Genomic DNA, 25,594 nt, shown 5'->3' with positions numbered 1-25,594 from the left:
TAAAACGTATCATACATGGCAGTTCATCAAAACAGAGAAAGAAGAGGTGGGTTCACATGTTATTCTCCAAAATTCTTCTAGCTTATGATGGTTCGAAAGCTTCCAATAAGGCTCTTGACCGTGCTATTGAATTGGCGCAATCTACACCAGGCTCGGTCATTCAGGTACTGCATGCGTTCGATTTTCCGCGGGTCTTTATCGGTGAAGGCCTTGCTCCGATTCCAGCTTCCGTGAACAAGGATTATTATGATCTGGCGGAACAGACGGTAGATGAAGCGAAGAAGCGTCTGACGGATGAAGGCGTTGCGTTTAACGTGGAGATGATTCAGGGAGCACCGGCGGAAACGATTCTCAAATATGCCAAAGATCACTGCTCGGACGTTATTGTCATCGGCAGCCGCGGACTCGGCGGCATCCGTGAATTCGTTCTCGGCAGCGTCAGCCACAATGTGGTGCAGCATTCCCGTATCCCAGTTCTAGTAATCAAGTAATTTAAAATAGAAATGGCAAGCCAGTGTACCGGAGGTTCCAGGTATGCTGGCTTGCTTTTTAGGTTGAAACGGGTTAAAAAGCGAACATTGTATATACGATTGTTATAAATGTTCGTGTTTGAGTTGACATCTGATGTAGGGGATTGTTAAACTGATAGAGGTAAGGCATACATGAAGCAGACATTAGCATCTGCTGTATAATTTGTACTGAAAAATGAACGATAGATTAAACTTTAGCTTGCTTTATATTTCATACAATTAAACATTGCTCGTATAATGCCGGGGATAAGGCCCGGAAGTTTCTACCCGGAGACCGTAAATTTCCGGACTACGAGGGAATACCGCAGGGGAGGCAATTGCCTCTTTCGCCTTGGCGTCTGCCTTTGCGCACCCGCATACCTATGGCGCGTCGTCCGTATTCCTGACATGGTCCGGTATCCTGAAAATCAACATTTTCTTGGGACCGGGCTTTTTGGTCTTATTTTCGGCTTTGACTTAGACAGGGAAAATGGATTTATCTAAACCATCAGGAAAGTAGGTAGAACACATGTCAGCAACGGTCGCTGTCATTATGGGCAGCAAATCGGATTGGGAAACGATGCAGCACGCTTGCAAGGTGCTCGATGAACTAAACATTCCATATGAAAAGAAGGTCGTATCCGCGCATCGTACGCCGGATCTGATGTTTACTTTCGCGGAAGAAGCAGCGCAGCGGGGCATTAAGGTCATTATCGCGGGTGCGGGCGGAGCCGCGCATTTGCCGGGAATGGTCGCCTCCAAAACGGTACTGCCCGTGATCGGCGTACCGGTGCAGACGAAAGCGCTGAATGGACTCGATTCCCTCCTCTCCATCGTGCAAATGCCGGGCGGCATTCCGGTGGCTACCGTAGCCATTGGCCAAGCGGGTGCAACTAACGCCGGACTGCTGGCCGCTCAAATCCTCGGAGCCTCCGATCCCGTCATTCAAAACCGGGTGCAGGCACGGCGGGATCATATCCGCAATGAAGTGCTGGAAAGCAGTGAATTGTTATGATGAAGCATAGCAGCCCGCAAGTGGAACCCAAAACGCTGCTGCCGGGCTCGACGATCGGGGTACTTGGCGGTGGTCAGCTTGGACGGATGATGGCGCTCTCCGGAACAGCCATGGGATACAAATTCATTACGCTGGACCCAACGCCGTCGGCCCCGTGCGGACAGGTAGCGCCGCAGATCGAAGCCTCTTACAGTGATGAAGCGGCAGCCCGGAACCTGGCGCTGGCATCAGATGTGATTACGTATGAATTCGAAAACGTGGATGCTGGCGTAGCAGCCCTTCTCGAAAAGGAATCCTATGTACCGCAGGGAAGCACCCTGCTCTACACAACCCAACATAGATTGCGGGAGAAACGGGCGATTGAAGCGGCCGGAGTACCGGTAGCTCCATACCGTGAAGTCACGGATTTGGCCAGTCTAATGAAGGCGGCTGAAGAGCTGGGCCTTCCATGCGTGCTTAAGACGGCTACCGGCGGCTATGACGGCAAAGGGCAAGCGGTGATTCGTTCAAGTGATGAGCTTGAGTCCGCCTACCAGGAGCTTGCTGCTGCCGGGAGAGAGCTGGTGCTCGAGAAGTTCATCGCTTTTCAGGCGGAAATTTCCGTCATTGCGGCGCGCAGCCCTCAAGGGGAAGTGAAAAGCTTTCCCGTTTCGGAAAATGTGCATGTAGACGGCATTCTCCATCTATCGATCGTGCCGGCGCGCGTGGAGGAAGGCATCCAGCGTGAAGCGAGGAAGCTGGCCGAACGTCTGGCAGAGGGCTTGAACGTAGCGGGTCTGCTCGCCGTGGAAATGTTCGTGACCCGGGGTGGGGAGCTGTACGTGAACGAAGTGGCTCCGCGTCCTCATAACTCCGGCCATTACACGATGGAGGCTTGCGCGACCTCGCAATTTGAGCAGCATCTGCGGGCAATCTGCAATTTGCCGCTTGGGGATACGACGCTGCTCAGTCCGGTCGTCATGGTGAACGTGCTGGGACAGCATCTGGAGAAAGTCGTGAAGCGTGCTGGAGCATCGGATAACGCGCTGAGCGAATTCGGCGTCGTGCCTAAGCTTCATTTATATGGCAAGAATGAGAGCAAGACAGGCCGGAAAATGGGCCATATCAACCTGTTATGCAAGGACGTTCAGCATGCGCTGGACTGGATCGAACAAACTCAAATTTGGAGGCAAGGATAATTCATGATCGAACGTTACAGCAGACCGGAAATGCGGGCCATCTGGACCGAGGAGAACAAATTCAAGGCTTGGCTTGAAGTGGAATTGTGCGCATGCGAGGCTTGGGCGGAGCTCGGCGTTATTCCGAAGGAAGACACCAAACTGCTTCGTGAACATGCGACTTTCAATATTGAACGGATCAATGAAATCGAGCAGGAAACTCGCCATGACGTCATCGCTTTTACGCGTACCGTATCCGAAAGCCTCGGACAGGAGCGCAAATGGGTACATTACGGCCTGACTTCAACCGATGTGGTCGACACGGCGCTGGGTTACCTGCTTCGCCAGGCGAACGAAATCATCGAAGCGGATCTGATCCGTTTCATTGAAATTTTGAAGGACAAAGCGATTGCTTACAAGGATACCCCGATGATGGGCCGTACGCACGGCGTGCATGCGGAGCCGACAACCTTTGGACTGAAGATGGCTTTGTGGCATGAAGAAATGAAACGTAATCTCGAGCGCTTCCGTCATGCGGCTAAAGGGGTGGAGTTCGGCAAAATCTCCGGCGCCGTCGGAACGTACGCGAACATCGACCCTTTCGTGGAAGAATTCGTATGCAAAAAGCTGGGCACGAGCCCTGCCCCGATCTCGACGCAGACACTGCAGCGTGACCGCCATGCCGAATATATGGCGACTCTGGCGCTCATCGCGACTTCGCTGGACAAATTCGCGACCGAAATTCGGGCTCTGCAAAAGAGCGAAGTGCGCGAGGTGGAAGAAGCCTTCGCCAAGGGACAAAAGGGCTCGTCGGCCATGCCGCATAAGCGCAACCCGATCGGCTGCGAGAACATTTCCGGCCTGTCCCGCGTGATTCGCGGCCACATGGTGACGGCGTACGAGGACGTGGCGCTCTGGCATGAACGCGATATCTCGCATTCCTCCGTGGAGCGGATCATCCTGCCGGATGCGACCATGCTGCTGAACTATATGCTGAACCGTTTCGGCAACATCGTGAAGAACTTGACGGTGTTCCCGGACAACATGAAGCGCAACATGGCCCGCACCTATGGCGTGCCGTTCTCCGGCCGCGTGATGACCAAGCTGATCGACAAAGGCTTCAGCCGCGAGCAGGCGTACGATACCGTGCAGCCGCGTGCAATGCAGGCTTGGGAAGATCAGCGCCAATTCCGCGACATCGTGGAATCAACGCCGGAAATTACGAACGTGCTCAGCGCGGAAGAGATTGAAGATGCGTTCAATCCGTCCTGGCATCTGAAGCATGTGGATACCATTTTCAAAAAGCTGGGCTTGATCTAAACAAGGCCTGCTTTCCATGGATAGAGTGAGTTAAGGTAGAGGACGAAAATTGGGGAGGATTCAGATGACATCACCGGCCGTATCCACTGCTGTGGAACTTGTTGATGCACCGCTGCTGTATAAGGGCAAGGTACGTGAGCTGTACGATTTGGGAGAACATATGCTGGTCGTCGTCACGGACCGGATTTCCGCGTTCGATTACGTGCTGGAGCCGGCCGTTCCGGAAAAGGGCAACGTTCTGAACCGGCTTAGCGCCTTCTGGTTTGATCAAACCCGCGAGCTGATGGACAATCACGTCGTTCATACGGACGTAGAGCTTCTTGGGGATATCGCGAAGGACAAAGCACTGCTGAAGGACCGGATCATGGTCGTCCGCAAAGCCGAGCGCATTGACATGGAATGCGTGGTGCGGGGCTATATCACCGGAGGCGGCTGGAGGCAGTACCAGGCTTCCGGCGAAGTCAACGGAATCAAGCTTCCGGAGGGGATGCGCAAGAACGAGGCATTTCCGGAGCCGATCTTCACGCCTGCCGCCAAGAACGACGTCGGCCACGACGAAGACATCTCGATGGAGCAGATGAAGAGCCTGATCGGCGAAGAGCTTGCATTGGAGCTGCAGGATAAAAGCTTGAAGCTGTACGCCTACGCCCGAGATTACTGCGCCGAGCGCGGCATCATTCTGGCGGACTGCAAGTTCGAATTCGGCCTTCTGGATGGCCGCGTGATCCTCATCGATGAAATTTTCACGCCGGATGCTTCCCGCTTCTGGGCCAAGGAGAACTACGCGCTGGACATCGAGATCGACAGCATGGATAAGGAACCGGTGCGCACGTACCTGGCCTCCACGACCTGGGACAAGAACAGCCAGCCGGATCCGCTGCCGACCGGGGTGGTGGAGGAAACGACCCGCCGGTACGTGGATATCTACCGCAGATTGACCGAGAAGGCGTAAGGGATGTCGTAAGGTCATTGATATTTGTAAATCCGTTTCTACATTTTAGATTGGAATTTTCAAATGTGCCTAGTAAGCGTCAAAAAGCAGGTACGGAACCGGAAGCTGAAAAAGCGATAAAGAACAGGATAAGTAGAAATAAACTGTAGAAGTAATTTGCTTCAACGAAGCAGGCGGAATTATTTTGAAGAAGCGGAGCGTTCGCCTGAAAGCTTTCCAAGGGAAAGCTCGCATCGAAAGCATATGCTGTCCTCCGATTTCGACAATGACTTATTTCAATCAGAGAAATCTGAGGACAACAGCGATCGTAACAATAATCCGCATGCGAAGTGATGAAAGGCTTTCACAATCTTTTTTTCAAACGATCCATCTTACGAAACATCCTTAAAGTGTGCTGACTTACCCTTTTACACTAGAACTATATTTAAGCTCATTCTATCTAACCTGAGGAGGAACCAGAGGAATATGTTGAAAGCTACGGTCTATGTCACAATCAAGCAGGGCGTACTCGATCCGCAAGGCGTTGCGGTGCAGGGAGCGCTTCATTCGATGGGGTTTCAGGAAGTTGAAAGTGTGCGCATCGGCAAATATATGGAACTGAGCCTGGACACGGATGACCGTGCAGAGGCGGAGCGTCAAGTGAAAGAGATGTGCGAAAAGCTTTTGGCGAACACGGTGGTTGAGGATTACCGTTACGAATTGGAGGGCTAACATCCATGAAATTTGCAGTTCTCGTCTTTCCCGGCTCCAACTGCGATATCGACTGCTACAAAGCAGTGGAAGAAGCGCTTGGAGAGCCTGTCGATTACGTGTGGCATACCGCTACCGACCTTTCCGCATACGACTGTATTCTGGTTCCCGGCGGATTCTCATACGGTGACTACCTGCGCTGCGGGGCGATTTCCCGGTTTGCGCCGGTCATGAATGAAGTGGCGAAGGCCGCTGAGCAAGGCAAGTACATTCTCGGCATCTGTAACGGATTCCAGATTCTGACCGAAGCCAATCTCCTCCCGGGAGCGCTGCTTCGCAACACGTCCATGAAATTCCGCTGCCACGATACCGTGCTTAAGGTGGTTAACAATCAGACGCCGTTCACGAATGATTTTGACTTGAACGAGGAAATTGTCATTCCAATCGCGCATGGCGAAGGCAACTACTTCTGCAACGAAGAAACGCTGAAGCTGCTGCAGAGTAACAACCAGATCATCTTCACGTACAAGGACAACCCGAACGGATCGCTGGCCGACATCGCCGGCATCTCGAATGAACGGGGCAACGTCGTCGGCATGATGCCGCATCCGGAGCGGGCCGTCAGCGATCTGCTGGGCTCGGCCGACGGTAAACGCATGTTCACATCAATCCTGAAGGCTTGGAGGGATACCCATGGCACAGCAAGTGTACGCTAAGGAACCGACCGCAGAACAGATTGCGGAACAGAAAATTTATCAGCAGTTTGGCGTGTCCGATAGCGAATATGAGCTGATTTGTTCGTTTATGGGCCGTCAGCCGAACTATACGGAAATCGGCGTGTTCAGCGTCATGTGGTCCGAGCACTGCGCGTACAAAAATTCGAAGCCGCTCCTGCGCCGCTTCCCGACCAGCGGACCACGCGTCCTGATGGGTCCCGGCGAAGGCGCGGGCATCGTTGATATCGGCGACAATCAAGCCGTGGTATTCAAAATCGAAAGCCATAACCATCCATCCGCGGTGGAGCCGTACCAGGGCGCCGCAACAGGTGTGGGCGGCATTATCCGCGACATATTCTCCATGGGTGCAAGACCGGTGGCCCTGCTCAACTCGCTTCGCTTTGGCAAGCTCGAGAGCGATCGCGTGAAATACCTGTTCGAGCATGTCGTATCGGGGATCGCGGGATACGGCAACTGCATCGGCATTCCGACCGTTGCGGGCGAAGTCATGTTCGACAACAGCTATGACGGCAATCCGCTTGTGAACGCCATGTGTGTAGGCCTCATCGATCATGATAAAATCCAGCGCGGCGTCGCCAAAGGCGTCGGCAACCCGGTCTTCTACGTCGGTCCTCCGACCGGCCGCGACGGCATTCACGGCGCCACCTTTGCGTCCGTCGAGCTGAGCGAAGAATCCGAAGCGAAGAAAACCGCCGTTCAGGTTGGCGATCCGTTCATGGAAAAGCTCGTCATGGAATCTTGCCTCGAGCTGATCGACTCCGGTATCGTGCTGGGCATTCAGGATATGGGCGCAGCGGGACTGACCTGCTCCAGCGCCGAGATGGCGAGCAAGGCGGGCAACGGCCTTGAGCTCTATCTCGATCAGGTTCCACAGCGCGAGGAAGGCATGACGCCATACGAGATGATGCTGTCCGAATCGCAGGAACGCATGCTGTTCGTTGTGGAGCCGAAGGATGAGGCTCAGGCGATGGAAATCTTCGAGCGTTGGGGCGTTATCTGTGCCAAAGTCGGCAAAGTGACGGATGACGGACGTCTGAAGCTGTTCCATCACGGCGATCTGGTCGGCGACATGCCGGTACAGGCGCTGGTGGACGAGTGCCCGGTGTACGAGAAGCCATCCAGCATCCCGGCTTATTATGTGGCAAACGAGAACGTGGACACCCAGCGTTACGAAGAAGTGAAGGATCTGGGAGGCGCTTTGAAAAAGGTGCTCGCTTCTCCAACCGTAGCAAGCAAAGCATGGGTATATAACCAATACGACTATATGGTGCGCACAAGCACCGCGGTACGTCCGGGTTCGGACGCGGCTGTGATCACGATTCAAGGCACGCGCAAAGGCCTTGCGATGACGACAGACTGCAACGGACGTTATGTCTATCTCGATCCGGAGGTTGGCGGCAAGATCGCAGTCAGCGAAGCAGCACGAAATATCGTCTGCACCGGAGCCGAGCCGCTGGCGATTACAGACAACCTGAACTTCGGCAGCCCGGAGAAACCGGATATTTTCTGGCAGATGGAGCGTGCGGTGGACGGCATGGCTGAAGCCTGCCGCGTACTCGATACGCCAGTTATCGGCGGCAACGTCAGCCTGTACAACGAGAACGCAAGCGGGGCGATCTATCCGACGCCGGTCGTCGGCATGGTGGGATTGCTGCATGATACGGATCACATTACAACACAAGGCTTCAAACAAGAAGGCGATGTGATCTTCCTTCTCGGGAACACGAAAGCGGAGCTCGGCGGCAGCGAATTCCAGTATGCCGTTCACGGCGTGACTGAAGGCCGCCCGCCGGAGCTTGACCTGAACACCGAGAAAAACCTGCTGGCAGGCGTGCTTGGTGCCATCCAAAGCGGGCTTGTGCAATCGGCACATGACCTGTCTGAAGGCGGCCTCGCTGCCGCGCTGGCCGAGTCCTGCATCAGCGGTTCGCTTGGTGCGCATGTATCGCTTAGTACGGAGCTTCGGCATGATCTGGCACTCTTCAGCGAATCGCAATCACGTATTCTGCTGTCGGCAACGAAGGAACAAGCCGATCAGCTTCAAGCATATTTGTCGGATCAGGGTGTGCCAGTGACTCGGCTCGGCTCGGTCGGCGGAGAACGTCTGGTGGTGGAGATCAACGACGCGCCGGCTTTGAATGAACCGGTTGACGGACTGCGCCAGGTGTGGGAGGATGCGATTCCATGTCTCATGAAATAGCACCTCAAACGCTGTGGACCGGAGACTACTATAACGAAGGGGCCGGCAAGGAAGGCCTTTTCGACAAATTGAAGGAGGAGTGCGGCGTATTCGGGGTTTTTGGGCACCCGGATGCCTCCTCTCTTTCCTATTACGGGCTTCACGCTCTGCAGCACCGCGGAGAGGAAAGCGCGGGAATATGTGTCAGCGACGGTGTGGAGTTCCGCTACCATCGCGGTATGGGGCTGGTCAAGGAAGTATTCGACAAGGATATGCTGTCGTCTCTTAGCGGATCGATCTCCATCGGCCATGTACGTTACTCTACGAGCGGCGACAGTAAGCTTACGAATGCCCAGCCATTAGTCTTCAAGTACCGCGCCGGCGATCTTGCGGTAGCGACGAACGGCAACATCGTGAATGCCCCGCAAATCCGGCGCGAGCTGGAGGAAAGCGGCTCCATTTTCCAGACGACGAGCGATACCGAGGTCATTGCCCATCTAATCGCCCGTTCGTCCAAGGATCTTGTCGAGGCAGCGAAGGATGCGTTTAACCGGATCGTCGGAGGGTATGCATTTCTGATCATGACCAACGACAAATTGATCGTGGCTTCCGATCCGCACGGCCTGCGTCCGCTGACGATGGGCAAGCTTGGAGATGCATATATCTTCGCTTCCGAGACCTGCGCCTTCGAAACGATCGGTGCGGAAACGATACGGGATATCGAGCCTGGTGAACTGCTGGTGCTGGACCGTGACGGCCTGCATGAGGACCGTTTTGAAGCGAAGAAGCACCGCAAGGCGCTCTGCGCGATGGAATACATTTATTTCGCCCGCCCGGACAGCGACATGAACGGCTCGAATCAGCATGCCGCACGCAAGCGGATGGGCAGCCGGATGGCGCTTGAATCGTTTGTGGATGCGGATATCGTCACTGGCGTGCCGGATTCGAGTATTTCCGCGGCGATTGGTTATGCCGAGCAAACCGGCATTCCGTATGAGCTGGGACTGATCAAGAACAAATACACCGGCCGGACCTTCATTCAGCCGAGCCAAGAGCTGCGCGAGCAGGGTGTGAAGATGAAGCTGAGCGCGGTTCGCCGCGTGGTGGAAGGCCAGCGCGTGGTCATGATCGACGATTCCATCGTGCGGGGAACAACCTCGCGCCGGATCGTCAACCTGCTTCGCGAAGCGGGAGCGACCGAGGTGCATGTACGGATTACGTCGCCGCCGTTCAAGAACCCATGTTTCTACGGCATTGATACGCCGGATCGGCGGGAGCTCATTGCTTCGTCAAGATCGGTCGAAGAAATTTGCCGGGAGATCAACGCGGATTCGCTCGCTTTTCTCAGTCCGGAAGGCTTAATCTCGGCCATCGCCGGCCACAACGCGGAGGAGTATAAGGGAGGCCTGTGTCTGGCCTGCTTTGATAATGACTACCCGACGCGACTGGATTTTAACGGTGAAGAGAAGTTCGGCTGCAGCTGCTGAGTGTCAGGTCGTATGAGACAAAGTTATAGCGAAGGCGATATATTGATGATTCCTCCATTCGCTCAGCGTGGCTGGTTATGATTTGATGCAGATTCATCTGTCGGAGATAATGCAATGACAGGTATCGTTGAAATGGCATGTATAGATCGAGATGAAGGGTGCGATGGTAGTGTCTGAAGCTTATAAAAATGCCGGCGTTGATATCGCGGCAGGTAATGAAGCGGTTGAACGCATGAAAAAACACGTGAAGCGTACTTTCCGTCCGGAAGTGATGACAGATCTGGGCGGATTTGGGGCTCTGTTCGGTTTGAACAAAGATAAATATGATGAGCCGGTGCTCGTTTCAGGTACTGACGGCGTAGGAACCAAGCTCAAAATCGCCTTTGCCATGGACCGTCACGACACCATCGGCATCGACGCCGTGGCCATGTGTGTGAATGATATTGTCGTTCAGGGTGCAGAGCCGCTCTTTTTCCTGGACTATCTGGCTTGCGACAAGGTGGTGCCCGAGAAGATCGAAGCGATTGTCGCAGGGATTGCCGAAGGCTGCCATCAATCCGGCTGCGCCCTGATCGGCGGCGAAACGGCCGAGATGCCTGGCATGTATGCCGAAGGCGAGTACGACATCGCAGGCTTCACGGTAGGCGTTGTCGACAAAAGCAAAATCATCAACGGCTCCACCATCGCGCCCGGCGACACGGTGATCGGCTTGGCTTCGAGCGGCGTGCACAGCAACGGCTTTTCCCTGGTCCGCAAGCTCTTGCTGGAGAAGGAAGGCTACAGCCTGCATGACACGATTCCGGAGCTTGGCGGAACTTTGGGAGATACGCTTCTTGCTCCAACCAAAATCTACGTCAAACCGCTGCTGGCTTTGCTGGAACAGCTGCAGGTCAAAGGCATGGCCCACATTACGGGGGGCGGATTCATCGAGAACATTCCGCGCATGCTGCCGGATAACGTGAATGTCGACATCGAATACGGCTCTTGGCCGATCCTGCCGATCTTCGAGCTGATGCAGCGCAAAGGCGGCATTTCGAACCGCGATATGTTCACGACCTTTAACATGGGCATCGGATTGGTGCTTGTCGTGGCTTCAGACGACGCAAACCATGCGCTTGAGCTTCTGAAAGCGCAGGGCGAAGAGGCATATGTGATCGGAAAAGTAACTTCCGGAGCTTCGGTGGTAACCTTTACGGGAGCTGACGTGTAATGAGCGCTTACCGTATTGCCGTGTTTGCTTCGGGCGAGGGCAGCAACTTTCAGGCTTTGGCGGAAGCGGCGCAAACAGGTGCGCTGGGTGGGGCGGAAATGGCCCTGCTCGTATGCGACAAGCCCTCCGCACCCGTTGTGCAGCGGGCTGAACGGCTCGGTGTACCCGCTTATGTATTCACACCCAAGGCGTATGATTCCCGTGAGGCTTACGAGCGGGAGATCGTCCAGCGTCTGGAGGAGCTGCAGGTGGATTTGATTGTGCTTGCGGGGTATATGCGTCTGCTGACTCCGGTCATCGTGGACCAATACAGGGGGAAGCTGATCAACATTCATCCGTCGCTGCTGCCCGCTTTTCCCGGTAGAGACGCGATTGGACAGGCACTCTCCTATGGGGTGAAGCTGAGCGGGGTTACGGTTCATTTTGTCGATGAAGGCATGGATACAGGGCCGATTATCGCGCAAAGGGCGATAGACGTTGTCGAGGGGGAGACGGCGGAATCCTTTGCGAAGGCTGTCCATGGCGTCGAAAGAATGCTATATCCCGAAGTGGTGTCATGGTTTGCCCGCGGTTTGGTCAAGCTCGACGGCAGACAAGTGACGGTTACGAGTCCGAACGAACTGAAATCGTGACGAATACGCCAAGTGTGGCGCGTCCTAATACATTTATTTAATTTTTTTGTCACCGAACGGTTTCAAATCGCGGTCTTCTGGGTACGGCATTCGATATTTCTCGGGAAATAATAAAGCTTCATCGAAAGTTAGCGTTTTTGCGCGAGGATCAGGGTGAGGCACGGCATCTTTTCGCAAGTCTTCACATTCTCTTCATATACGTGTGAACTGGTATATAGGGCGCTTGCGAGAGACCGGGTGTTATCCCATTCTTCAACTACAAAGGAGGAGCATATTGTGGGGATTAAAAGAGCGCTTGTGAGCGTTTCGGATAAGAAGGGCATCGTAGATTTTTGCCGTGAGCTGTCTGCACTTGGCGTGGAAATCATTTCGACGGGCGGAACAAAAAGCCTGCTCGCGAAGGAAGGCGTGCCGGTCATCGGTATTTCCGACGTGACGGGATTTCCCGAAATTCTCGACGGACGCGTCAAAACGCTTCATCCTGCCGTCCATAGCGGCTTGCTGGCAGTCCGTGACAGCGAAGAGCATCAGCAGCAGATGAAGGAGCTCGAACTGGACTATATCGACCTCGTGGTCGTTAACTTGTACCCGTTCCAGGAAACCATCGCCAAGCCGGACGTAACCTACGAGGACGCCATCGAAAATATCGACATCGGCGGACCAACCATGCTGCGCTCGGCTGCCAAAAATCATGCATTCGTGACCGTGGTCGTGGATTCGGATGATTATGGCACCGTGGTCGAGCAAATCCGTGAGCAGGGGGACACGACCCTTGAGACGCGCAAACAGCTTGCAGCCAAAGTCTTCCGCCATACCGGCGCATACGACGCCCTCATCTCCGATTATTTGTCGAACGTGAACGGCGAGCCGCTTCCGGAGCGCTATACCGTTACGTATGAGAAAATCCAGGACCTCCGCTACGGGGAGAACCCGCATCAGAAAGCGGCATTTTACCGCAAACCACTCGCTCCTGCCGGAACGTTGACAACAGCCGAGCAGCTGCACGGCAAGGAACTGTCTTACAACAACATCAATGATGCCAATGCGGCGCTGCAAATTGTGAAAGAGTTTGACGAACCGGCCTGCGTGGCGGTGAAGCATATGAATCCTTGCGGCGTTGGCGTGGGCGAAAGCATTCTGGAGGCGTACGAAAAAGCATACAGCGCGGATCCAACCTCCATTTTTGGCGGCATCGTGGCTGCAAACCGCATCATCGACAGCGATACCGCGAAGCGCTTAAGCGAGATTTTCCTGGAAATCGTGCTGGCCCCGGACTTTACGGAGGAAGCGCTCGAGATTCTGACGAAAAAGAAAAACATCCGCCTGCTCAAAATGGGCGAGTTCGGTTCCGCCAAAGACCGCAAGAGCAGCTTTGTCGTGACGTCGATCGACGGCGGCATGGTGGTACAGGAGAGCGACGTGCATGCCGTGGACGAGGCGGATTTGAAGGTCGTAACCGACCGGAAGCCAACGCCGGAAGAGCTGAAGCAGCTTCTTTTCGGCTGGAAAGTGGTTAAGCATGTGAAATCCAATGCGATCGTGCTGGCGGCGGACAATATGACCGTCGGCGTCGGTGCCGGACAAATGAACCGTGTCGGTTCCGCCAAAATCGCCATTGAGCAAGCGGGAGAGAAAGCCCAAGGCTCCGTGCTCGCATCCGATGCATTCTTCCCGATGGGCGACACGCTGGAGCTTGCGGCGAAAGCAGGCATTACGGCAGTCATTCAGCCAGGTGGCTCCATCAAGGATGAAGAGTCCATCAAAGTCGCGAACGAGTACGGCATCGCGATGGTATTCACGGGCGTGCGGCATTTTAAACACTAGGAAGATTTTATAGAGACAGACAACAGATCTGACATATGAAATTGAACACTGGCTCCGCCTGCTGCGGCTTGAAGCAGTCAGGTGGAGCCTCTAATATAATGGGGACAATGGACAGGAGGCGGACATGGATATTTTGGTCATTGGCGGCGGAGGCCGCGAGCATGCAATCGTGTGGGCGCTGAGCAAAAGCAAGAAGGCTGGCCGCATCTACTGCGCGCCGGGAAATGCCGGTATCGGGCAGATCGCGGAGTGCGTACCGATTGCCGTGAACGAATTCGACAAGCTGACGGCACTTGCGCTCGAGAAGCAGGTGGGACTGGTCGTCGTAGGTCCGGATGATCCGCTCGCGGACGGGATCGTCGACGCGTTCGAAGCGAAGGAGATTCCGGTGTTCGGACCGCGCAAGAATGCGGCGGAAATTGAAGGCAGCAAAACCTTCATGAAGGACCTGCTTCATAAATACGCTATTCCGACGGCATCGTACGAGAAATTCGACAGCTATGACGAGGCGCTCGCCTACTTGAACACCCAAAAGGCTCCGATCGTCATCAAAGCGGACGGGCTTGCGGCAGGCAAGGGCGTCACGGTAGCGCATACGATGGAAGAAGCGCATCAGGCACTGAAGGATATCATGGTCTCCAAAGTGTTCGGCGAATCCGGGGCTCAGGTCGTGATCGAGCAGTTCCTGGAGGGACAGGAAATGTCGATCCTTTCCTTCGTGGACGGGGAAACGGTACGTCCGATGCCGGCAGCCCAGGACCATAAGCAGGTATTCGACGGCGACCGCGGCCCGAATACGGGCGGCATGGGGACATATTCTCCGCTGCCTCACATCGATCCGTCTATTATCGACGCTGCCATCGAGAACATCATCAAGCCGACCGCGAAGGCGATGGTGGCCGAGGGCCGGCCGTTCCGCGGCGTGTTATTCGCAGGCCTCATGATCCAGCCGGACGGAACGCCGACAACGGTTGAGTTCAACGCGCGCTTCGGCGATCCCGAGACGCAGGTGGTGCTGCCGCGGCTGAAGAGCGATTTGCTGGACATATTCCTCGCCGCAGTGAACGGAACGCTGGCCGACGTGGATATCGAATGGAGCGATGAGGCGGCGGTTTGCGTGGTGCTGGCTTCCGAAGGTTATCCGGCATCGTATCCGAAGGGCTTGCCGATCGAAGGCCTGGAGCAGGCTGGCGGCGAACAGGACGCCATTGTGTTCCACGCCGGTACGGCCCGGGGGAGCGAAGGGCAGATCGTAACCAGCGGTGGCCGCGTGCTTGGTGTGGTCGGTCTTGGGGCCGGCATTGCCGAAGCCCGAGCCAAGGCGTACGAACAGGCGGAACGGATCACGTTCCGCGGCAAACAAAACCGCACGGACATTGCCGCAAAGGCGCTTGTGTAAGCGAGGTTTGACCTATCAGGGCCCCGCAGCTTCCGGGATGAACGGAAGCTGCGGGGCATTTTTAATGAGGTTAAAGACGTTCAAAGAAACGCAATTTGCTTTCGTTTCGTAAGCCGCTTGCAATTTATCTCCAATTGGATTATTATATAATTAATAATCTTAATATAAAGAATATTTATGACAAGGAGGCAAGAAGGATATGTTAAGAACAGCAGGTATTCACCATATTACGGCATTCGTCAACGATGCACAGCAAAACGTCGATTTTCACGCAGGTGTCCTGGGACTCCGTCTTGTCAAAAAAACGATCAATTTCGATGCGCCGGACGTCTATCATCTCTATTTCGGCAACGAGAACGGCAGCCCGGGCACGATTATTACCTTCTTCCCGCAGGATAACGCGAGAACGGGCGAGATCGGCGGAGGACAGGTCAGCATTACCGTGTACGCCATTCCGAAAGGCAGCATGGGGTTCTGGGTGAACCGTCTGGATGCCTTCGGAATCCACCATGAATCCACGTCGCGTTTCGGAGAAAGCTTCCTGCGCTTCTCCGATCCGTCGGGGCTGCTCATCGAGCTTGTCGAACGCGAAGAAGGAACGCCGAGCGCTTGGTCCTTTAACGGCGTCCCCGTGGAGCATGCGATTAAGGGCTTCGGCGGAGCGGTACTGAGCAGCGTATCTTCGGAGAATACGATGCTGGTGCTCGAAAGAGTGCTCGGACTATTGCGTACTGGTGAAGAAGACGGACTGGTCCGCTACCAGGGCTTCGGCGATATCGGCCAGATCATTGACGTGAATGCCGAGAATGCAAGCTGGGGCAATCCGGGCGCGGGAACAGTTCATCATATCGCATGGCGCGCCAGAGATTACGAGGAGCATGAGAAATGGCGCGAGCTGCTGGCGCAAATCGGCTTTCAACCGACGCAGGTTATTGACCGCCAGTATTTCAATGCGATATACTTCCGTGAACCGGGCGGAATTCTGTTTGAAATCGCGACTGATCCTCCGGGCTTTGCCCGCGACGAGGCGGAAGACGAACTGGGCACGCATCTGATGCTGCCCGAATGGTACGAACCGCAGCGGAATTTGATCGAACAAGGATTGCCTACAATTGAAGTACGCGAAGTGGAGGGAATATAAATGAGCAATTTGAGCATGAAGCATATATTTAAACCAGGCTCCGATCCGGCGGCTCCGGTACTGGTGCTGCTGCACGGGACGGGCGGCAACGAGCATGACCTGCTGCCGATCGCGGAAATGCTGTCACCGGAATCCTCGGTGCTGGGGGTTCGCGGCAGCGTGCTGGAAAACGGCATGCCGCGCTTTTTCCGCAGACTGGCGGAGGGCGTATTTGACGAGGAGGACCTGGTGCTGCGGACGAAGGAGCTGAACGATTTCCTGGATGAAGCCGCACAGGAATATGGACTTCAGCGCGACCGCATGATCGCGGTCGGGTTCTCGAACGGCGCGAATATCGCGGCAAGCCTGCTGTTCCATTACGAGCATGCGCTGTGGGGCGCAGCCCTGCTGCATCCGATGGTGCCGCTGCGCGGCAAGCAGCTGCCGGAGCTGACCGGCGTACCGGTCTTCATCGGCGCAGGTAAGAACGATCCGCTGTGCTCCATCTCCGAAACGGAGGAGCTCCAGTCCCTTCTCGAGGAGGCGGGAGCCGAGGTAACAGTGTACTGGGATAACCAAGGACACCAGCTGAGTAAAAGAGAGCTGTATGCCGCCTCCGACTGGCTCGACAACCGTTTTTAATGAAAGCTGCAATATGCGAAGCCTCCTGCCCTTTCCGCGCAGGAGGTTTTTTATTTGCTCGGACTTCAGACAGGATTTTTCGGCAATCAGAGGAAGGAATATCGGACAAACCCTTGAAAAACAAGCGTAAAAAGGGTACGGTACTCTTTAATAAACATTTCAGTGAAGATATTTTAGAGCCCCGAACACGACAGAGCGAGGGCTGATGGAGTGAGGAGAAGAGATGAAGGAACATGTGCAAGAAACGACCGCCCAAGCGCCGCAAGCCGCTGCGCCTGCCGGCGAACATGCAGATCATGTCGTAACCATGGAGGATATCGTGCGGGCACATCATGTGCTGCGCGAGGTCATCGTGCGAACACCGCTGCAGCATGACGCCGTGCTGTCGGCGAAATACAAATGCAACGTGTATCTGAAAAGGGAAGACCTGCAGGTGGTGCGTTCCTTTAAAATTCGCGGCGCCTATAACATGATCCGCAGCCTGTCTCCCGAGGAGCTGGCTAACGGCATCGTTTGCGCGAGCGCAGGCAACCACGCGCAGGGCGTGGCTTTTTCCTGCAATGCACTCGGCATTCAGGGCAAAATCTATATGCCGAGCACGACGCCAAACCAAAAGGTGAAGCAGGTGAAGCGTTTTGGCGGCAGCAACGTGGAGGTCGTGCTGACTGGCGACACATTCGATGATGCTTCCGAGGAAGCAATGAAGGCATGCGTGGAGCAGGGTCTAACCTTTATCCACCCGTTCGATGCCCCGAAGATCATCGCAGGCAACGGAACGATCGCCATGGAGGTCATGGAGAGCCTGAATGCTCCGGCGGATTACGTGTTCGTGACGATCGGCGGCGGCGGCCTCGCGGCGGGCGTCAGCACGTACATCAAGACCGTGAGTCCGGCCACGCAGATCATCGGTGTCGAGCCGTTGGGCGCGGCTTCCATGAGTGAAGCGCTGCTCCGCAAAGAAGTCGTCACCCTGCAGGAGATCGATAAATTCGTGGATGGCGCGGCGGTGAAACGAGTCGGGGATATGCCGTACTCGATCTGCTCCGGCAAGCTCGACGACATCGTGAAGGTGCCGGAGGGCAAAGCCTGCACCACCATCCTCGACCTGTATAACGAAAATGCGATCGTGGTCGAGCCGGCAGGTGCGCTGCCTGTAGCCGCGCTGGATCTGTACAGCGAGCAGATTCAGGGCAAAAACGTCGTCTGCATCATCAGCGGCGGCAACAACGATATCGACCGGATGCAGGAGATCAAGGAGCGTTCGCTCATGTACGAAGGCATCAAGCACTACTTCATGATCAACTTCCCGCAGCGCTCCGGTGCGCTGCGCGAATTCCTGCAGGACGTGCTCGGTCCGGGAGACGACATCACCAACTTCGAATACACGAAAAAGCATAACAAGGAAAACGGTCCGGCGCTGGTCGGCATCGAGCTGAACAGCAAAGAGGACTACCTCCCGCTGATCGAGCGCATGAACCGCAAGGGCCTGCAGTACACCGAGCTGAACAAGGATTCGAACTTGTATAATATGTTGATTTGATTCGTAACAACCTCTAACGGAGAAAAGCCAGTGGAGGCCGCCATGGCGGTTTTCACTGGCTTTTTGTATGAATTCAGGAGCCTCTGTCCCCCATCAAGACTCATCCAACGGGACTTTCAGGTAAAGCGCCGGCGTCGTGCCGAATAATTTCTTGAAGTGCCGCGTAAACGTCTTTTCGCTGCTGTAACCCACCTGGCCGGCAATTTCCTTTATGGTCAAATGGCGGTGCTGCTGCAGTCGCCGGACGGCCTCGTGTATGCGGACAAACATAATGTAGTACGTGATATTATAGCCGGAATGCTTTTTGAAGTAGCTTGATAAATAAACCGTCGTAATAGAGAACTGGTCTGCGATCACGGTAAGGGACAAATCGCTTTCAAAATTTTGATCGATAAAGCTCACGATGCGGTCGTATAGAGCGGTATCCTGGTGAACTTGAAGCGCGGCGATGGCTTGATACTTTCCAAGCAGATTCTCATGCATGAGCCCGGGATTATGCAGCATGCTTAAATCGGGGAATAGCGGCCCTGAAGTCTGCGCCTGTTTGATTTTTTTGCTGGTGATAATCATATTGAGCAGGTCGTTCAAATAACGGTAAAGCGTTCGAATCTCCTGATAGGTCATCTGCCGGGTCAAATTCCGTACGGTGCCTGCGAAGAATTGTTCGAGGGACCCCTCATTGCCTTTCAGGACATAAGCGATCAATTCCTGCTCCTTATCGATGGAGAGCGCGATCGAAGCACTCGGCGCACCTGAAACACTCGTATAAACGGCGATATGAGATGAGGAGCTCCAGTCGTACGGATAATGGTCAATCGCCTCAAGACTTTGCTGAACCGCGGTGTGGATACTGCACACATCCGCCATGTATCCGCTGATGCCGCACATCATAAAACAGTCCGAGGTGTCCAGCGCTTCCAGAATCTGATTCAAGTCTTCATCCATACGACCGGGCTCGAGGTTATAGATCAAATACGTGTCCGCATCGGAACGATGAAGGAGTTTATGAACCGAATGATATTGGCTTAGAAGCTGCTCCAGACCCCGGCTTGCGTGCTCGCAGCCAAGGCCTTGGCAGGACTCGATGAAGCATGTCACAATGTAACCGCCGCGGTATTTCGCTTGAAGCCTGTGCAGCATCTCAGGAGCTACATCCTGCGCAGTACCGGAGGCTAGCCGGAGGAGCGCATTCTGCTCCATAATCGTCCGCTGCTGATCGAGTGTCTGCATCATCGATTGATTGGACGTAAGCAGCTTGTTCATCGTCGATTTGATCGGCCTGTACATCGTTACGCTTACGATGAGGAAGGTGACGGCGATAATGAAAAAGATAAGGAACATCAACCAGTTATATTGGTTGGCATTGCGGATTTTCTGCTGAAGAGTGCTTTCGGGATACAGGATCGTGTAATTCAGGTCATTCAGCGTGACTTGAATGGATGTATATTTTTTATCCTCGATTTGAACCGACGGGCTTCCGGACTGTATCTTGTTTCGCACATCGGAAGACAGGAGGGAATTTCCTGCCACCGTTTCGCCTTGAAGCGTCGAAATCCACATGATGTTGTTCAATACCTGGGCTGATTTCCGCAAATCGGCTTCCAGCGCAGACTTGTTGATCTTCACCATAATCGTCCCTACGTTGTTGATTCGGTAGGCATAAGTAATAAATCGGTCATAAATCTGAAGCGATTCCCGATCCTCGATTTGATGCAGACAGTTGCAGGTAAAGTCGGGGCTCTGCATGCGCAGCTTTTGATAGAACAGATCCAGCTCGCGGCTGCCGTCCGAACTCGTCACATAGCCTTTATCCTTGAAATAGACGTATACCGAAGAATCAAAAGGGAGCAGCCGTCCAAGCTCGGTTAGCTTGTGATTGAACTTGTTCAGCATTAACCGGTAACCGGTGGTTTCCGGATTGGATTTGTTCAGAGACACGAGGTCGATATCCATGCCCAGCGAATACATGCTCTGCTTCAGCTTGGTCAGCTGCTGATCCACGTTCCCGGCGATGTCCATGAGAGAGCTTTTATTCGTTTGATCCACGTTTTGCTTCACAGTGCCTTTTAAATAATGGGAATTGTAGAGCAGGATGGAGGAGAACAGGAGGGTGAATATCAAATTGAGCGCAATGATCCGCACATACATATTGTGCTCCTTCAGTTTAACGAGCCGATTCTTCATACTGCCATTCTCCTATCCTGGTTAATGGAGGGACTATCATCTTGCAGTAAGCGGTTACATTTTCAATCATTATATGGAAAACCGTGGGCAAAAATCAATAAGCGAAATGAAAAGTGAAACGATGCTTAAAATCTGGCTCCCCGTCCATCTTTATTTTTGACCCTCATGTTAAAATCCGTACCTTGTCTAGCTTTCTCCGCCTTAACTATGATCAAAATACGATGAGGGAAAGGAGGAACACCGTGAGGCGATTATGGACGATATGTTACCGTCAGCGTTATTTGCTGCTGATGACATTACCGGGTTTTATCGTTGTTTTTATTTTTAAGTACGTCCCCATTTACGGCATTTTGATCGCTTTCAAAAACTACGACGTGGCGGCTGGCATCTTTAACAGCCCTTGGGTCGGTCTCAAGCATTTCTATTCCTTTTTTCATAATCCTTTCAGTCCGAGACTTATCAAGAATACCTTTTTGCTGGGCTTCTATTCATTAATTTGGAGCTTTCCGGCCCCGCTTGTGCTGGCGCTGCTCCTCAACGAGGTCAGGAACAAGCTTTTCAAGCGCTGGGTGCAGACGATCGTGTACTTTCCCCATTTTCTATCGGTTGTCATTATCGTAGGCTTCATTAAGGAGTTTACGGCACTCGACGGGTTATTCAACCAGATCATCGCGTGGTTCGGATTCGAACCGGTTCCGATGCTGGCGAAGCCGGAGTATTTCCGGACGCTCTTTATCGGATCCGGCATCTGGCAGAGCGTGGGCTGGGGAACGATCATTTACCTGGCGGCATTATCAGGCGTGGATGAGGTCCAGCATGAAGCGGCGATTATCGACGGTGCGAACCGCTGGCAGCGGTTGCGGCATATTACTTGGCCCGCGATTCTCCCGGCAACGACGATTCTGCTCATTCTATCGCTGGGAAGCGTGGTCGGGTCCGATTTCCAGAAGATCATATTGATGTACAACCCGAACATTTACGTGACCGCGGATGTAATCGATACTTATGTATACCGTCAAGGTATTCTGGGAGCACAGTACGAATACAGCACGGCCGTCGGCCTGATGCTATCTGTCATCGCTTTCCTGTTTGTCGCAGGCGGCAACTGGCTGTCCAAGAAAGTATCGGATACAAGTCTATGGTAGAGGGAGGGTGAGCATGAACATCAAGCATTACAGGCAAGGATTCAGCTCCAGAATATTCGACCTGTTCAACTATGTGTTTCTCATCGCATTATGCATCGTCATGCTGTACCCGCTCGTCAATACGCTGGCGGTTTCGCTCAGCAATCCCGAGATGATCGTACAGGGAAAGGTAAGCTGGATTCCCCGGGGGTGGAACCTGGAAGGGTATAAATATATTTTCTCCGAGAAAAAGCTCATCACGGCTTTTGGCAACACGGTCGTCTATGCGCTGCTCGGAACGTTCATCATGCTGCTGTTAACCTCGCTGATGGCGTATCCGCTATCGGTGTCCGATTTTGTGCTCCGCAAATTCATCACCATCTTTTTGACGATTACGATGTTCTTCGGCGGCGGGCTGATCCCGACCTACTTGCTGATCCGCAAGCTGCACATGATCGACACGCTGTGGGTGATGGTGATTCCGGGAGCGGTTTCGGCCTTTAACGTGATTTTGTTCCGCACCTTTTTCAAGAACATTCCGAAGGAATTGGGAGAGTCGGCGTATATGGACGGGGCCAACGACTTTCGGATTCTGTTTCAAATTTACCTGCCGCTATCCAAGCCTTTGCTTGCGACGTTCGCTTTGTTCGGAATCGTCGGGGCATGGAACGGCTGGTTTGATGCCTTGATCTACTTGAACAACGAGAGCAAATATCCGATTCAAATGATTTTGCGGAAAATGATCGCCGAGACGGACAACTCATCCATGAATGCGCAAACCTTCAAGCTGCTGAGCGATATGAAGATCCATGGCAAAAACATCAAGATGGCAACGGTCATCGTCTCGATTTTGCCCATTTTATTTCTGTATCCGTTTATGCAAAAGCATTTCACGACAGGCGTCATGATCGGTTCCATCAAAGGTTAAAGGGAGAGGTTGGTATACATGAGCAAAAGGACGAGAAAGCCGGCGTTGTTCGGAGTGGTACTATTGCTGCTCGCGTTGTCGCTGGGGGGATGCACTTCAGGTTCAGACAAGGATGCGGACGGCAAGGACGACAAGGGGCCACTCAAGCTGTCGGTGATGGCCGGCACATTCGGTTCCGTACCGGAAAATACCGAGATTCAGAAGGAATGGCAAAAAAGAATGGAGGCCTATATCGGCCGAGAGCTGGATATTACGTGGCAGTACGTTCCTTGGGGGGAATACAACGATAAGTTCAAGCTGACGCTCGCGAGCGGAGACCTGCCTGACATCATGACGAATTCGGGCGGCGATCTGGCCGTGCAGTACGGACGCCAGGGCATCGTTCTGGATATTGCCAAGCACCTGGATCAGGCACCGAATTACTCGAAGTTCCTGGAGTCCACGCCGTATGCGAAGACGAGCTTGTACACGCCGGAAGGCAACATGTATTTCTTCGGAGACGGCTGGTCCAATACGGATAATAACGAAGGCAGCGTATACGGTTCGATCTACCGGTTCGATATATTCAAAAAGCATAATATCAAAATCCCGGAAACCCAGGACGAGTTCTATGAAGCAGCCAAAAAGCTGAAAGAGCTGTACCCGGATACGTATCCGGTCAACTCCTTTGGTTGGCCTAAGACAGAGGAAGGATTCCAATATTCCAACCATACCAGCGCGGGGATTTATTGGGACGGGAAGCAGTTCACCTACGGTACGATATCGGACAGCTTCAGGGAATCCCTGGAGTTCGTGAACAAGCTCTACCGGGAGAAGCTGCTGGATCCCGAGATCATTACGCAGTCCGAGGATCAGATGAAGCAGAAGATGACGACGGGCAAATCCTTCATGATTCCGATGGCCTGGTTCGGCTTCGCCGACGAATTTAACAGCCTGACGAAAGGCCAAATGGAGTGGGGCGGCGCTCTGCTTCCGAACAATCCGAAATACGGGAAAGCCTGGAAGATGTCATCCGTAGAGCCGGGAAGGATCATCAAACCATATAACGGGGTCCTGATCTCCGCCAAGGCCAAGAATCCCGAGCTCCTCGTAAAAATGATCGATTATCAATATTCGGATGAAATGATCGATCTCGTCAACTGGGGCATCGAAGGCAAAACCTATGAGATCAAGGACGGCAAAAAACAGTATCTGCCTGAAATCATGAACGCCGAAATTCCTTCCAAAGCGCTGGATCCTTTCGGCACCGGCGGCGATAACCGGTCCGGATTCGTCTTTACGCCGCAGGACTTCGGCTCCGACGTGGGGAAATACAAGCCGATGCCATTCTTCGCCGGCGGGAAGTACATGAACGCCATCAGCTTCAACGTAACGAACGAATATGGAGGCAAAGATTCGATCGCGCCGATGGATCGGGCACCGGTCATCGCTTTAACCAAAGAAGAGCAGGCGATGCGAAACGAGATCATGACCCCAATCGATACGTATGTCAGCGAAATGGTGACGAAGTTCATTATCGGCGAGAAAAGCTTTGATGAATGGGATTCTTTCAAGAACGAAATTACAAAGCTCGGCGACTACGAGTCCGTCGTAAAACTCATGAACGAGAAAGTGGCTGCGGCCAAATAAGCATGCGGGCCAAGATACAGGACCCTCGTATCCGTTAGCAAAAGGCGGGGGTTCTGCTATCCAGGTTCCGCACGCAATCCCGATATCATTGTTCGGAGGGAGTTCCAGCTCATGAAAGAGAAGATAAAGGTTGGATTAATCGGACTCGGCGGCCGTGGCATGGGGCTGCTGGATCTCGTTTTTTTGAAGATGCCGGACGTGGAGATTGCTGCGGTGTGCGATCTCTATGAGGATCGGTGCAAGCAAGCGGCTGACCGGGTTGAACATGCAAAAGGATTTCGTCCTTTCGCAACCATTCATTATGAGGAGGTACTGGCTATCGCCGATATCGAAGCGGTCGTCGTCTGCGCGTCCTGGGCAGATCATGCGAACCTTTCGGTGGCTGCTATGGAAGCGGGAAAGTACGTCGCCTGTGAAGTGGGCGGTGCCTATTCCATTCAAGAATGCTGGAGACTGGTCGATGCCTATGAAAGGACACGGATTCCGTGCATGATGATGGAGAATTGCTGTTATGGCCGAGACGAGCTGATGGTTCTGCGCATGGTGCAGGAAGGGGTATTGGGGGAAATCGTGCATTGTGCCGGAGGTTATCTGCATGATCTGAGAGAAGAAATTGCATACGGCAGCGAAAACAGACATTACCGGCTGACCAATTACCTGCACCGGAATTGCGAGAACTATCCAACCCATGAGCTCGGGCCGATCGCGCGAATTCTGGGCATCAACCGCGGCAACCGGATGGTTTCGCTTGTGTCGATGTCCTCCAAAGCCAAAGGGATGAATGAATACATCCGGAAGGTTCAAGGCCCGGACAGCACCCTGGCGAATGCTGAATTTATGCAGGGCGACATCGTGACTACGATCATCAAGTGCGCCCGGGGCGAGACGATCACGCTCACGCTGGATACGACACTTCCGAGATATTATTCCAGAGGCTTCACGGTACGAGGAACCAAGGGCATGTATGTCGAGGATAATCATTCTATCTTTATTGACGGGCTGCATGACGAGAACCATTTCGACTGGCGGGGACAGTGGGGGAACGCAGACCGTTTCAGGGATCGGTATGAGCATCCGGTATGGAAGAAATATTTGGACGAAGGAGTCAAAGCAGGGCATGGAGGGATGGATTGGCTGGTCTTCGCCGATTTCTTTGACAGCGTAAAAAAGGGAGCGCCTACGCCACTGGATGTCTATGATATGGCAGCTTGGATGAGCATTTCTTCGCTAACCGAGGATTCCATCTCCATGGGCGGCCATCCGGTGGCCATACCGGATTTCACGAACGGGAAATGGATCAACCGCACATAAGAACG

Annotated in this window: 21 protein-coding genes and 1 riboswitch; of the genes, 20 read left to right on the top strand and 1 reads right to left on the bottom strand. The window is 53.7% G+C overall.

Features of this window, described 5'->3' with window-relative positions; translation table 11 throughout:
* The first annotated feature begins 56 nt into the window (after positions 1-56).
* The 16 genes from ACTHPM_RS24580 to ilvA all read left to right on the top strand — a co-directional run bounded on the left by ACTHPM_RS24580 (position 57) and on the right by ilvA (position 18,413).
* Positions 57-491, top strand: coding sequence for a universal stress protein (locus ACTHPM_RS24580; protein WP_440397312.1), 435 nt, complete (start codon positions 57-59; stop codon positions 489-491).
* A gap of 249 nt (positions 492-740) precedes the next feature.
* Positions 741-842: riboswitch (purine riboswitch) on the top strand.
* Between the two features lie 196 nt (positions 843-1,038).
* Positions 1,039-1,524, top strand: a complete 486-nt coding sequence (gene purE, locus ACTHPM_RS24575; RefSeq protein ID WP_440397313.1) for a 5-(carboxyamino)imidazole ribonucleotide mutase — start codon at positions 1,039-1,041, stop codon at positions 1,522-1,524.
* On the top strand, positions 1,521-2,702 hold the full coding sequence (gene purK / locus ACTHPM_RS24570) for a 5-(carboxyamino)imidazole ribonucleotide synthase (protein ID WP_440397314.1): 1,182 nt from the start codon (positions 1,521-1,523) through the stop codon (positions 2,700-2,702). The genes purE and purK overlap by 4 nt, the downstream gene beginning before the upstream one ends.
* A 3-nt stretch (positions 2,703-2,705) precedes the next feature.
* Entirely contained in the window at positions 2,706-4,001 is a 1,296-nt protein-coding gene (purB, locus tag ACTHPM_RS24565; RefSeq protein ID WP_440397315.1) for an adenylosuccinate lyase, read from the top strand.
* A gap of 64 nt (positions 4,002-4,065) precedes the next feature.
* Entirely contained in the window at positions 4,066-4,953 is an 888-nt protein-coding gene (locus ACTHPM_RS24560) for a phosphoribosylaminoimidazolesuccinocarboxamide synthase (protein WP_440397316.1), read from the top strand.
* 465 nt (positions 4,954-5,418) lie between these two features.
* On the top strand, positions 5,419-5,664 hold the full coding sequence (gene purS, locus ACTHPM_RS24555; RefSeq protein ID WP_440397317.1) for a phosphoribosylformylglycinamidine synthase subunit PurS: 246 nt from the start codon (positions 5,419-5,421) through the stop codon (positions 5,662-5,664).
* A gap of 5 nt (positions 5,665-5,669) precedes the next feature.
* Complete coding sequence (gene purQ / locus ACTHPM_RS24550; RefSeq protein WP_440397318.1) at positions 5,670-6,359, top strand: phosphoribosylformylglycinamidine synthase subunit PurQ; 690 nt, start codon at positions 5,670-5,672, stop codon at positions 6,357-6,359.
* Positions 6,337-8,580: a phosphoribosylformylglycinamidine synthase subunit PurL gene (purL, locus tag ACTHPM_RS24545; RefSeq protein ID WP_440397319.1), complete on the top strand. Its 2,244-nt coding sequence runs from the start codon at positions 6,337-6,339 to the stop codon at positions 8,578-8,580. Before purQ ends, purL begins: the two co-directional genes overlap by 23 nt.
* The gene (purF, locus tag ACTHPM_RS24540) at positions 8,565-10,046 is read left to right on the top strand and encodes an amidophosphoribosyltransferase (RefSeq protein ID WP_440397320.1); all 1,482 of its coding nucleotides are present in this window, start codon (positions 8,565-8,567) and stop codon (positions 10,044-10,046) included. Before purL ends, purF begins: the two co-directional genes overlap by 16 nt.
* A gap of 169 nt (positions 10,047-10,215) precedes the next feature.
* Positions 10,216-11,256 (top strand): phosphoribosylformylglycinamidine cyclo-ligase, encoded by a 1,041-nt coding sequence (gene purM, locus ACTHPM_RS24535; RefSeq protein ID WP_440397321.1) that lies wholly within the window; start codon positions 10,216-10,218, stop codon positions 11,254-11,256.
* Positions 11,256-11,888, top strand: a complete 633-nt coding sequence (purN, locus tag ACTHPM_RS24530) for a phosphoribosylglycinamide formyltransferase (RefSeq protein ID WP_440397322.1) — start codon at positions 11,256-11,258, stop codon at positions 11,886-11,888. The genes purM and purN overlap by 1 nt, the downstream gene beginning before the upstream one ends.
* Before the next feature lie 276 nt (positions 11,889-12,164).
* On the top strand, positions 12,165-13,712 hold the full coding sequence (purH, locus tag ACTHPM_RS24525; protein ID WP_440397323.1) for a bifunctional phosphoribosylaminoimidazolecarboxamide formyltransferase/IMP cyclohydrolase: 1,548 nt from the start codon (positions 12,165-12,167) through the stop codon (positions 13,710-13,712).
* 124 nt (positions 13,713-13,836) lie between these two features.
* The gene (gene purD / locus ACTHPM_RS24520) at positions 13,837-15,111 is read left to right on the top strand and encodes a phosphoribosylamine--glycine ligase (RefSeq protein ID WP_440397324.1); all 1,275 of its coding nucleotides are present in this window, start codon (positions 13,837-13,839) and stop codon (positions 15,109-15,111) included.
* 199 nt (positions 15,112-15,310) lie between these two features.
* Positions 15,311-16,252 (top strand): ring-cleaving dioxygenase, encoded by a 942-nt coding sequence (locus ACTHPM_RS24515; RefSeq protein WP_440397325.1) that lies wholly within the window; start codon positions 15,311-15,313, stop codon positions 16,250-16,252.
* Between the two features lie 15 nt (positions 16,253-16,267).
* The gene (locus tag ACTHPM_RS24510; RefSeq protein WP_440397586.1) at positions 16,268-16,873 is read left to right on the top strand and encodes an alpha/beta hydrolase; all 606 of its coding nucleotides are present in this window, start codon (positions 16,268-16,270) and stop codon (positions 16,871-16,873) included.
* 223 nt (positions 16,874-17,096) lie between these two features.
* Entirely contained in the window at positions 17,097-18,413 is a 1,317-nt protein-coding gene (ilvA, locus tag ACTHPM_RS24505) for a threonine ammonia-lyase IlvA (protein ID WP_440397326.1), read from the top strand.
* 93 nt (positions 18,414-18,506) lie between these two features.
* Here the strand turns inward: ilvA and ACTHPM_RS24500 are convergent, their stop codons facing one another.
* Positions 18,507-20,597 carry a helix-turn-helix domain-containing protein gene (locus ACTHPM_RS24500; protein WP_440397327.1) on the bottom strand — a complete coding sequence of 697 codons (2,091 nt, stop codon included), beginning with the start codon at positions 20,595-20,597 and terminating at the stop codon, positions 18,507-18,509.
* A gap of 242 nt (positions 20,598-20,839) precedes the next feature.
* On the opposite strand from ACTHPM_RS24500, the gene ACTHPM_RS24495 reads away from it, so the two are divergent.
* The 4 genes from ACTHPM_RS24495 to ACTHPM_RS24480 all read left to right on the top strand — a co-directional run bounded on the left by ACTHPM_RS24495 (position 20,840) and on the right by ACTHPM_RS24480 (position 25,589).
* On the top strand, positions 20,840-21,742 hold the full coding sequence (locus ACTHPM_RS24495; protein WP_440397328.1) for an ABC transporter permease: 903 nt from the start codon (positions 20,840-20,842) through the stop codon (positions 21,740-21,742).
* Positions 21,743-21,755: 13 nt separating this feature from the next.
* Positions 21,756-22,649 (top strand): carbohydrate ABC transporter permease, encoded by an 894-nt coding sequence (locus tag ACTHPM_RS24490; protein WP_440397329.1) that lies wholly within the window; start codon positions 21,756-21,758, stop codon positions 22,647-22,649.
* An 18-nt stretch (positions 22,650-22,667) separates the two neighbouring features.
* Positions 22,668-24,278: an extracellular solute-binding protein gene (locus tag ACTHPM_RS24485; protein ID WP_440397330.1), complete on the top strand. Its 1,611-nt coding sequence runs from the start codon at positions 22,668-22,670 to the stop codon at positions 24,276-24,278.
* Positions 24,279-24,389: 111 nt separating this feature from the next.
* The gene (locus tag ACTHPM_RS24480) at positions 24,390-25,589 is read left to right on the top strand and encodes a Gfo/Idh/MocA family protein (protein WP_440397331.1); all 1,200 of its coding nucleotides are present in this window, start codon (positions 24,390-24,392) and stop codon (positions 25,587-25,589) included.
* Positions 25,590-25,594 lie beyond the last annotated feature (5 nt).

The organism is Paenibacillus sp. SAFN-054 (assembly GCF_051966755.1).
Lineage (GTDB): Bacteria > Bacillota > Bacilli > Paenibacillales > Paenibacillaceae > Paenibacillus_AQ.
Note: the sequence above shows the minus strand (reverse complement) of the source record. Positions and strands in the feature narration are given on the sequence as shown.

Excerpts from the sequence above, each read along its gene's own strand:
- ACTHPM_RS24580 (WP_440397312.1), top strand. The coding sequence starts at position 57 with ATGTTATTCTCCAAAATTCTTCTAGCTTATGATGGTTCGAAAGCTTCC.
- purE (WP_440397313.1), top strand. The coding sequence starts at position 1,039 with ATGTCAGCAACGGTCGCTGTCATTATGGGCAGCAAATCGGATTGGGAA.
- purK (WP_440397314.1), top strand. The coding sequence starts at position 1,521 with ATGATGAAGCATAGCAGCCCGCAAGTGGAACCCAAAACGCTGCTGCCG.
- purB (WP_440397315.1), top strand. The coding sequence starts at position 2,706 with ATGATCGAACGTTACAGCAGACCGGAAATGCGGGCCATCTGGACCGAG.
- ACTHPM_RS24560 (WP_440397316.1), top strand. The coding sequence starts at position 4,066 with ATGACATCACCGGCCGTATCCACTGCTGTGGAACTTGTTGATGCACCG.
- purS (WP_440397317.1), top strand. The coding sequence starts at position 5,419 with ATGTTGAAAGCTACGGTCTATGTCACAATCAAGCAGGGCGTACTCGAT.
- purQ (WP_440397318.1), top strand. The coding sequence starts at position 5,670 with ATGAAATTTGCAGTTCTCGTCTTTCCCGGCTCCAACTGCGATATCGAC.
- purL (WP_440397319.1), top strand. The coding sequence starts at position 6,337 with ATGGCACAGCAAGTGTACGCTAAGGAACCGACCGCAGAACAGATTGCG.
- purF (WP_440397320.1), top strand. The coding sequence starts at position 8,565 with ATGTCTCATGAAATAGCACCTCAAACGCTGTGGACCGGAGACTACTAT.
- purN (WP_440397322.1), top strand. The coding sequence starts at position 11,256 with ATGAGCGCTTACCGTATTGCCGTGTTTGCTTCGGGCGAGGGCAGCAAC.
- purD (WP_440397324.1), top strand. The coding sequence starts at position 13,837 with ATGGATATTTTGGTCATTGGCGGCGGAGGCCGCGAGCATGCAATCGTG.
- ACTHPM_RS24515 (WP_440397325.1), top strand. The coding sequence starts at position 15,311 with ATGTTAAGAACAGCAGGTATTCACCATATTACGGCATTCGTCAACGAT.
- ACTHPM_RS24510 (WP_440397586.1), top strand. The coding sequence starts at position 16,268 with ATGAAGCATATATTTAAACCAGGCTCCGATCCGGCGGCTCCGGTACTG.
- ilvA (WP_440397326.1), top strand. The coding sequence starts at position 17,097 with ATGAAGGAACATGTGCAAGAAACGACCGCCCAAGCGCCGCAAGCCGCT.
- ACTHPM_RS24500 (WP_440397327.1), bottom strand. The coding sequence starts at position 20,597 with ATGAAGAATCGGCTCGTTAAACTGAAGGAGCACAATATGTATGTGCGG.
- ACTHPM_RS24490 (WP_440397329.1), top strand. The coding sequence starts at position 21,756 with ATGAACATCAAGCATTACAGGCAAGGATTCAGCTCCAGAATATTCGAC.
- ACTHPM_RS24485 (WP_440397330.1), top strand. The coding sequence starts at position 22,668 with ATGAGCAAAAGGACGAGAAAGCCGGCGTTGTTCGGAGTGGTACTATTG.
- ACTHPM_RS24480 (WP_440397331.1), top strand. The coding sequence starts at position 24,390 with ATGAAAGAGAAGATAAAGGTTGGATTAATCGGACTCGGCGGCCGTGGC.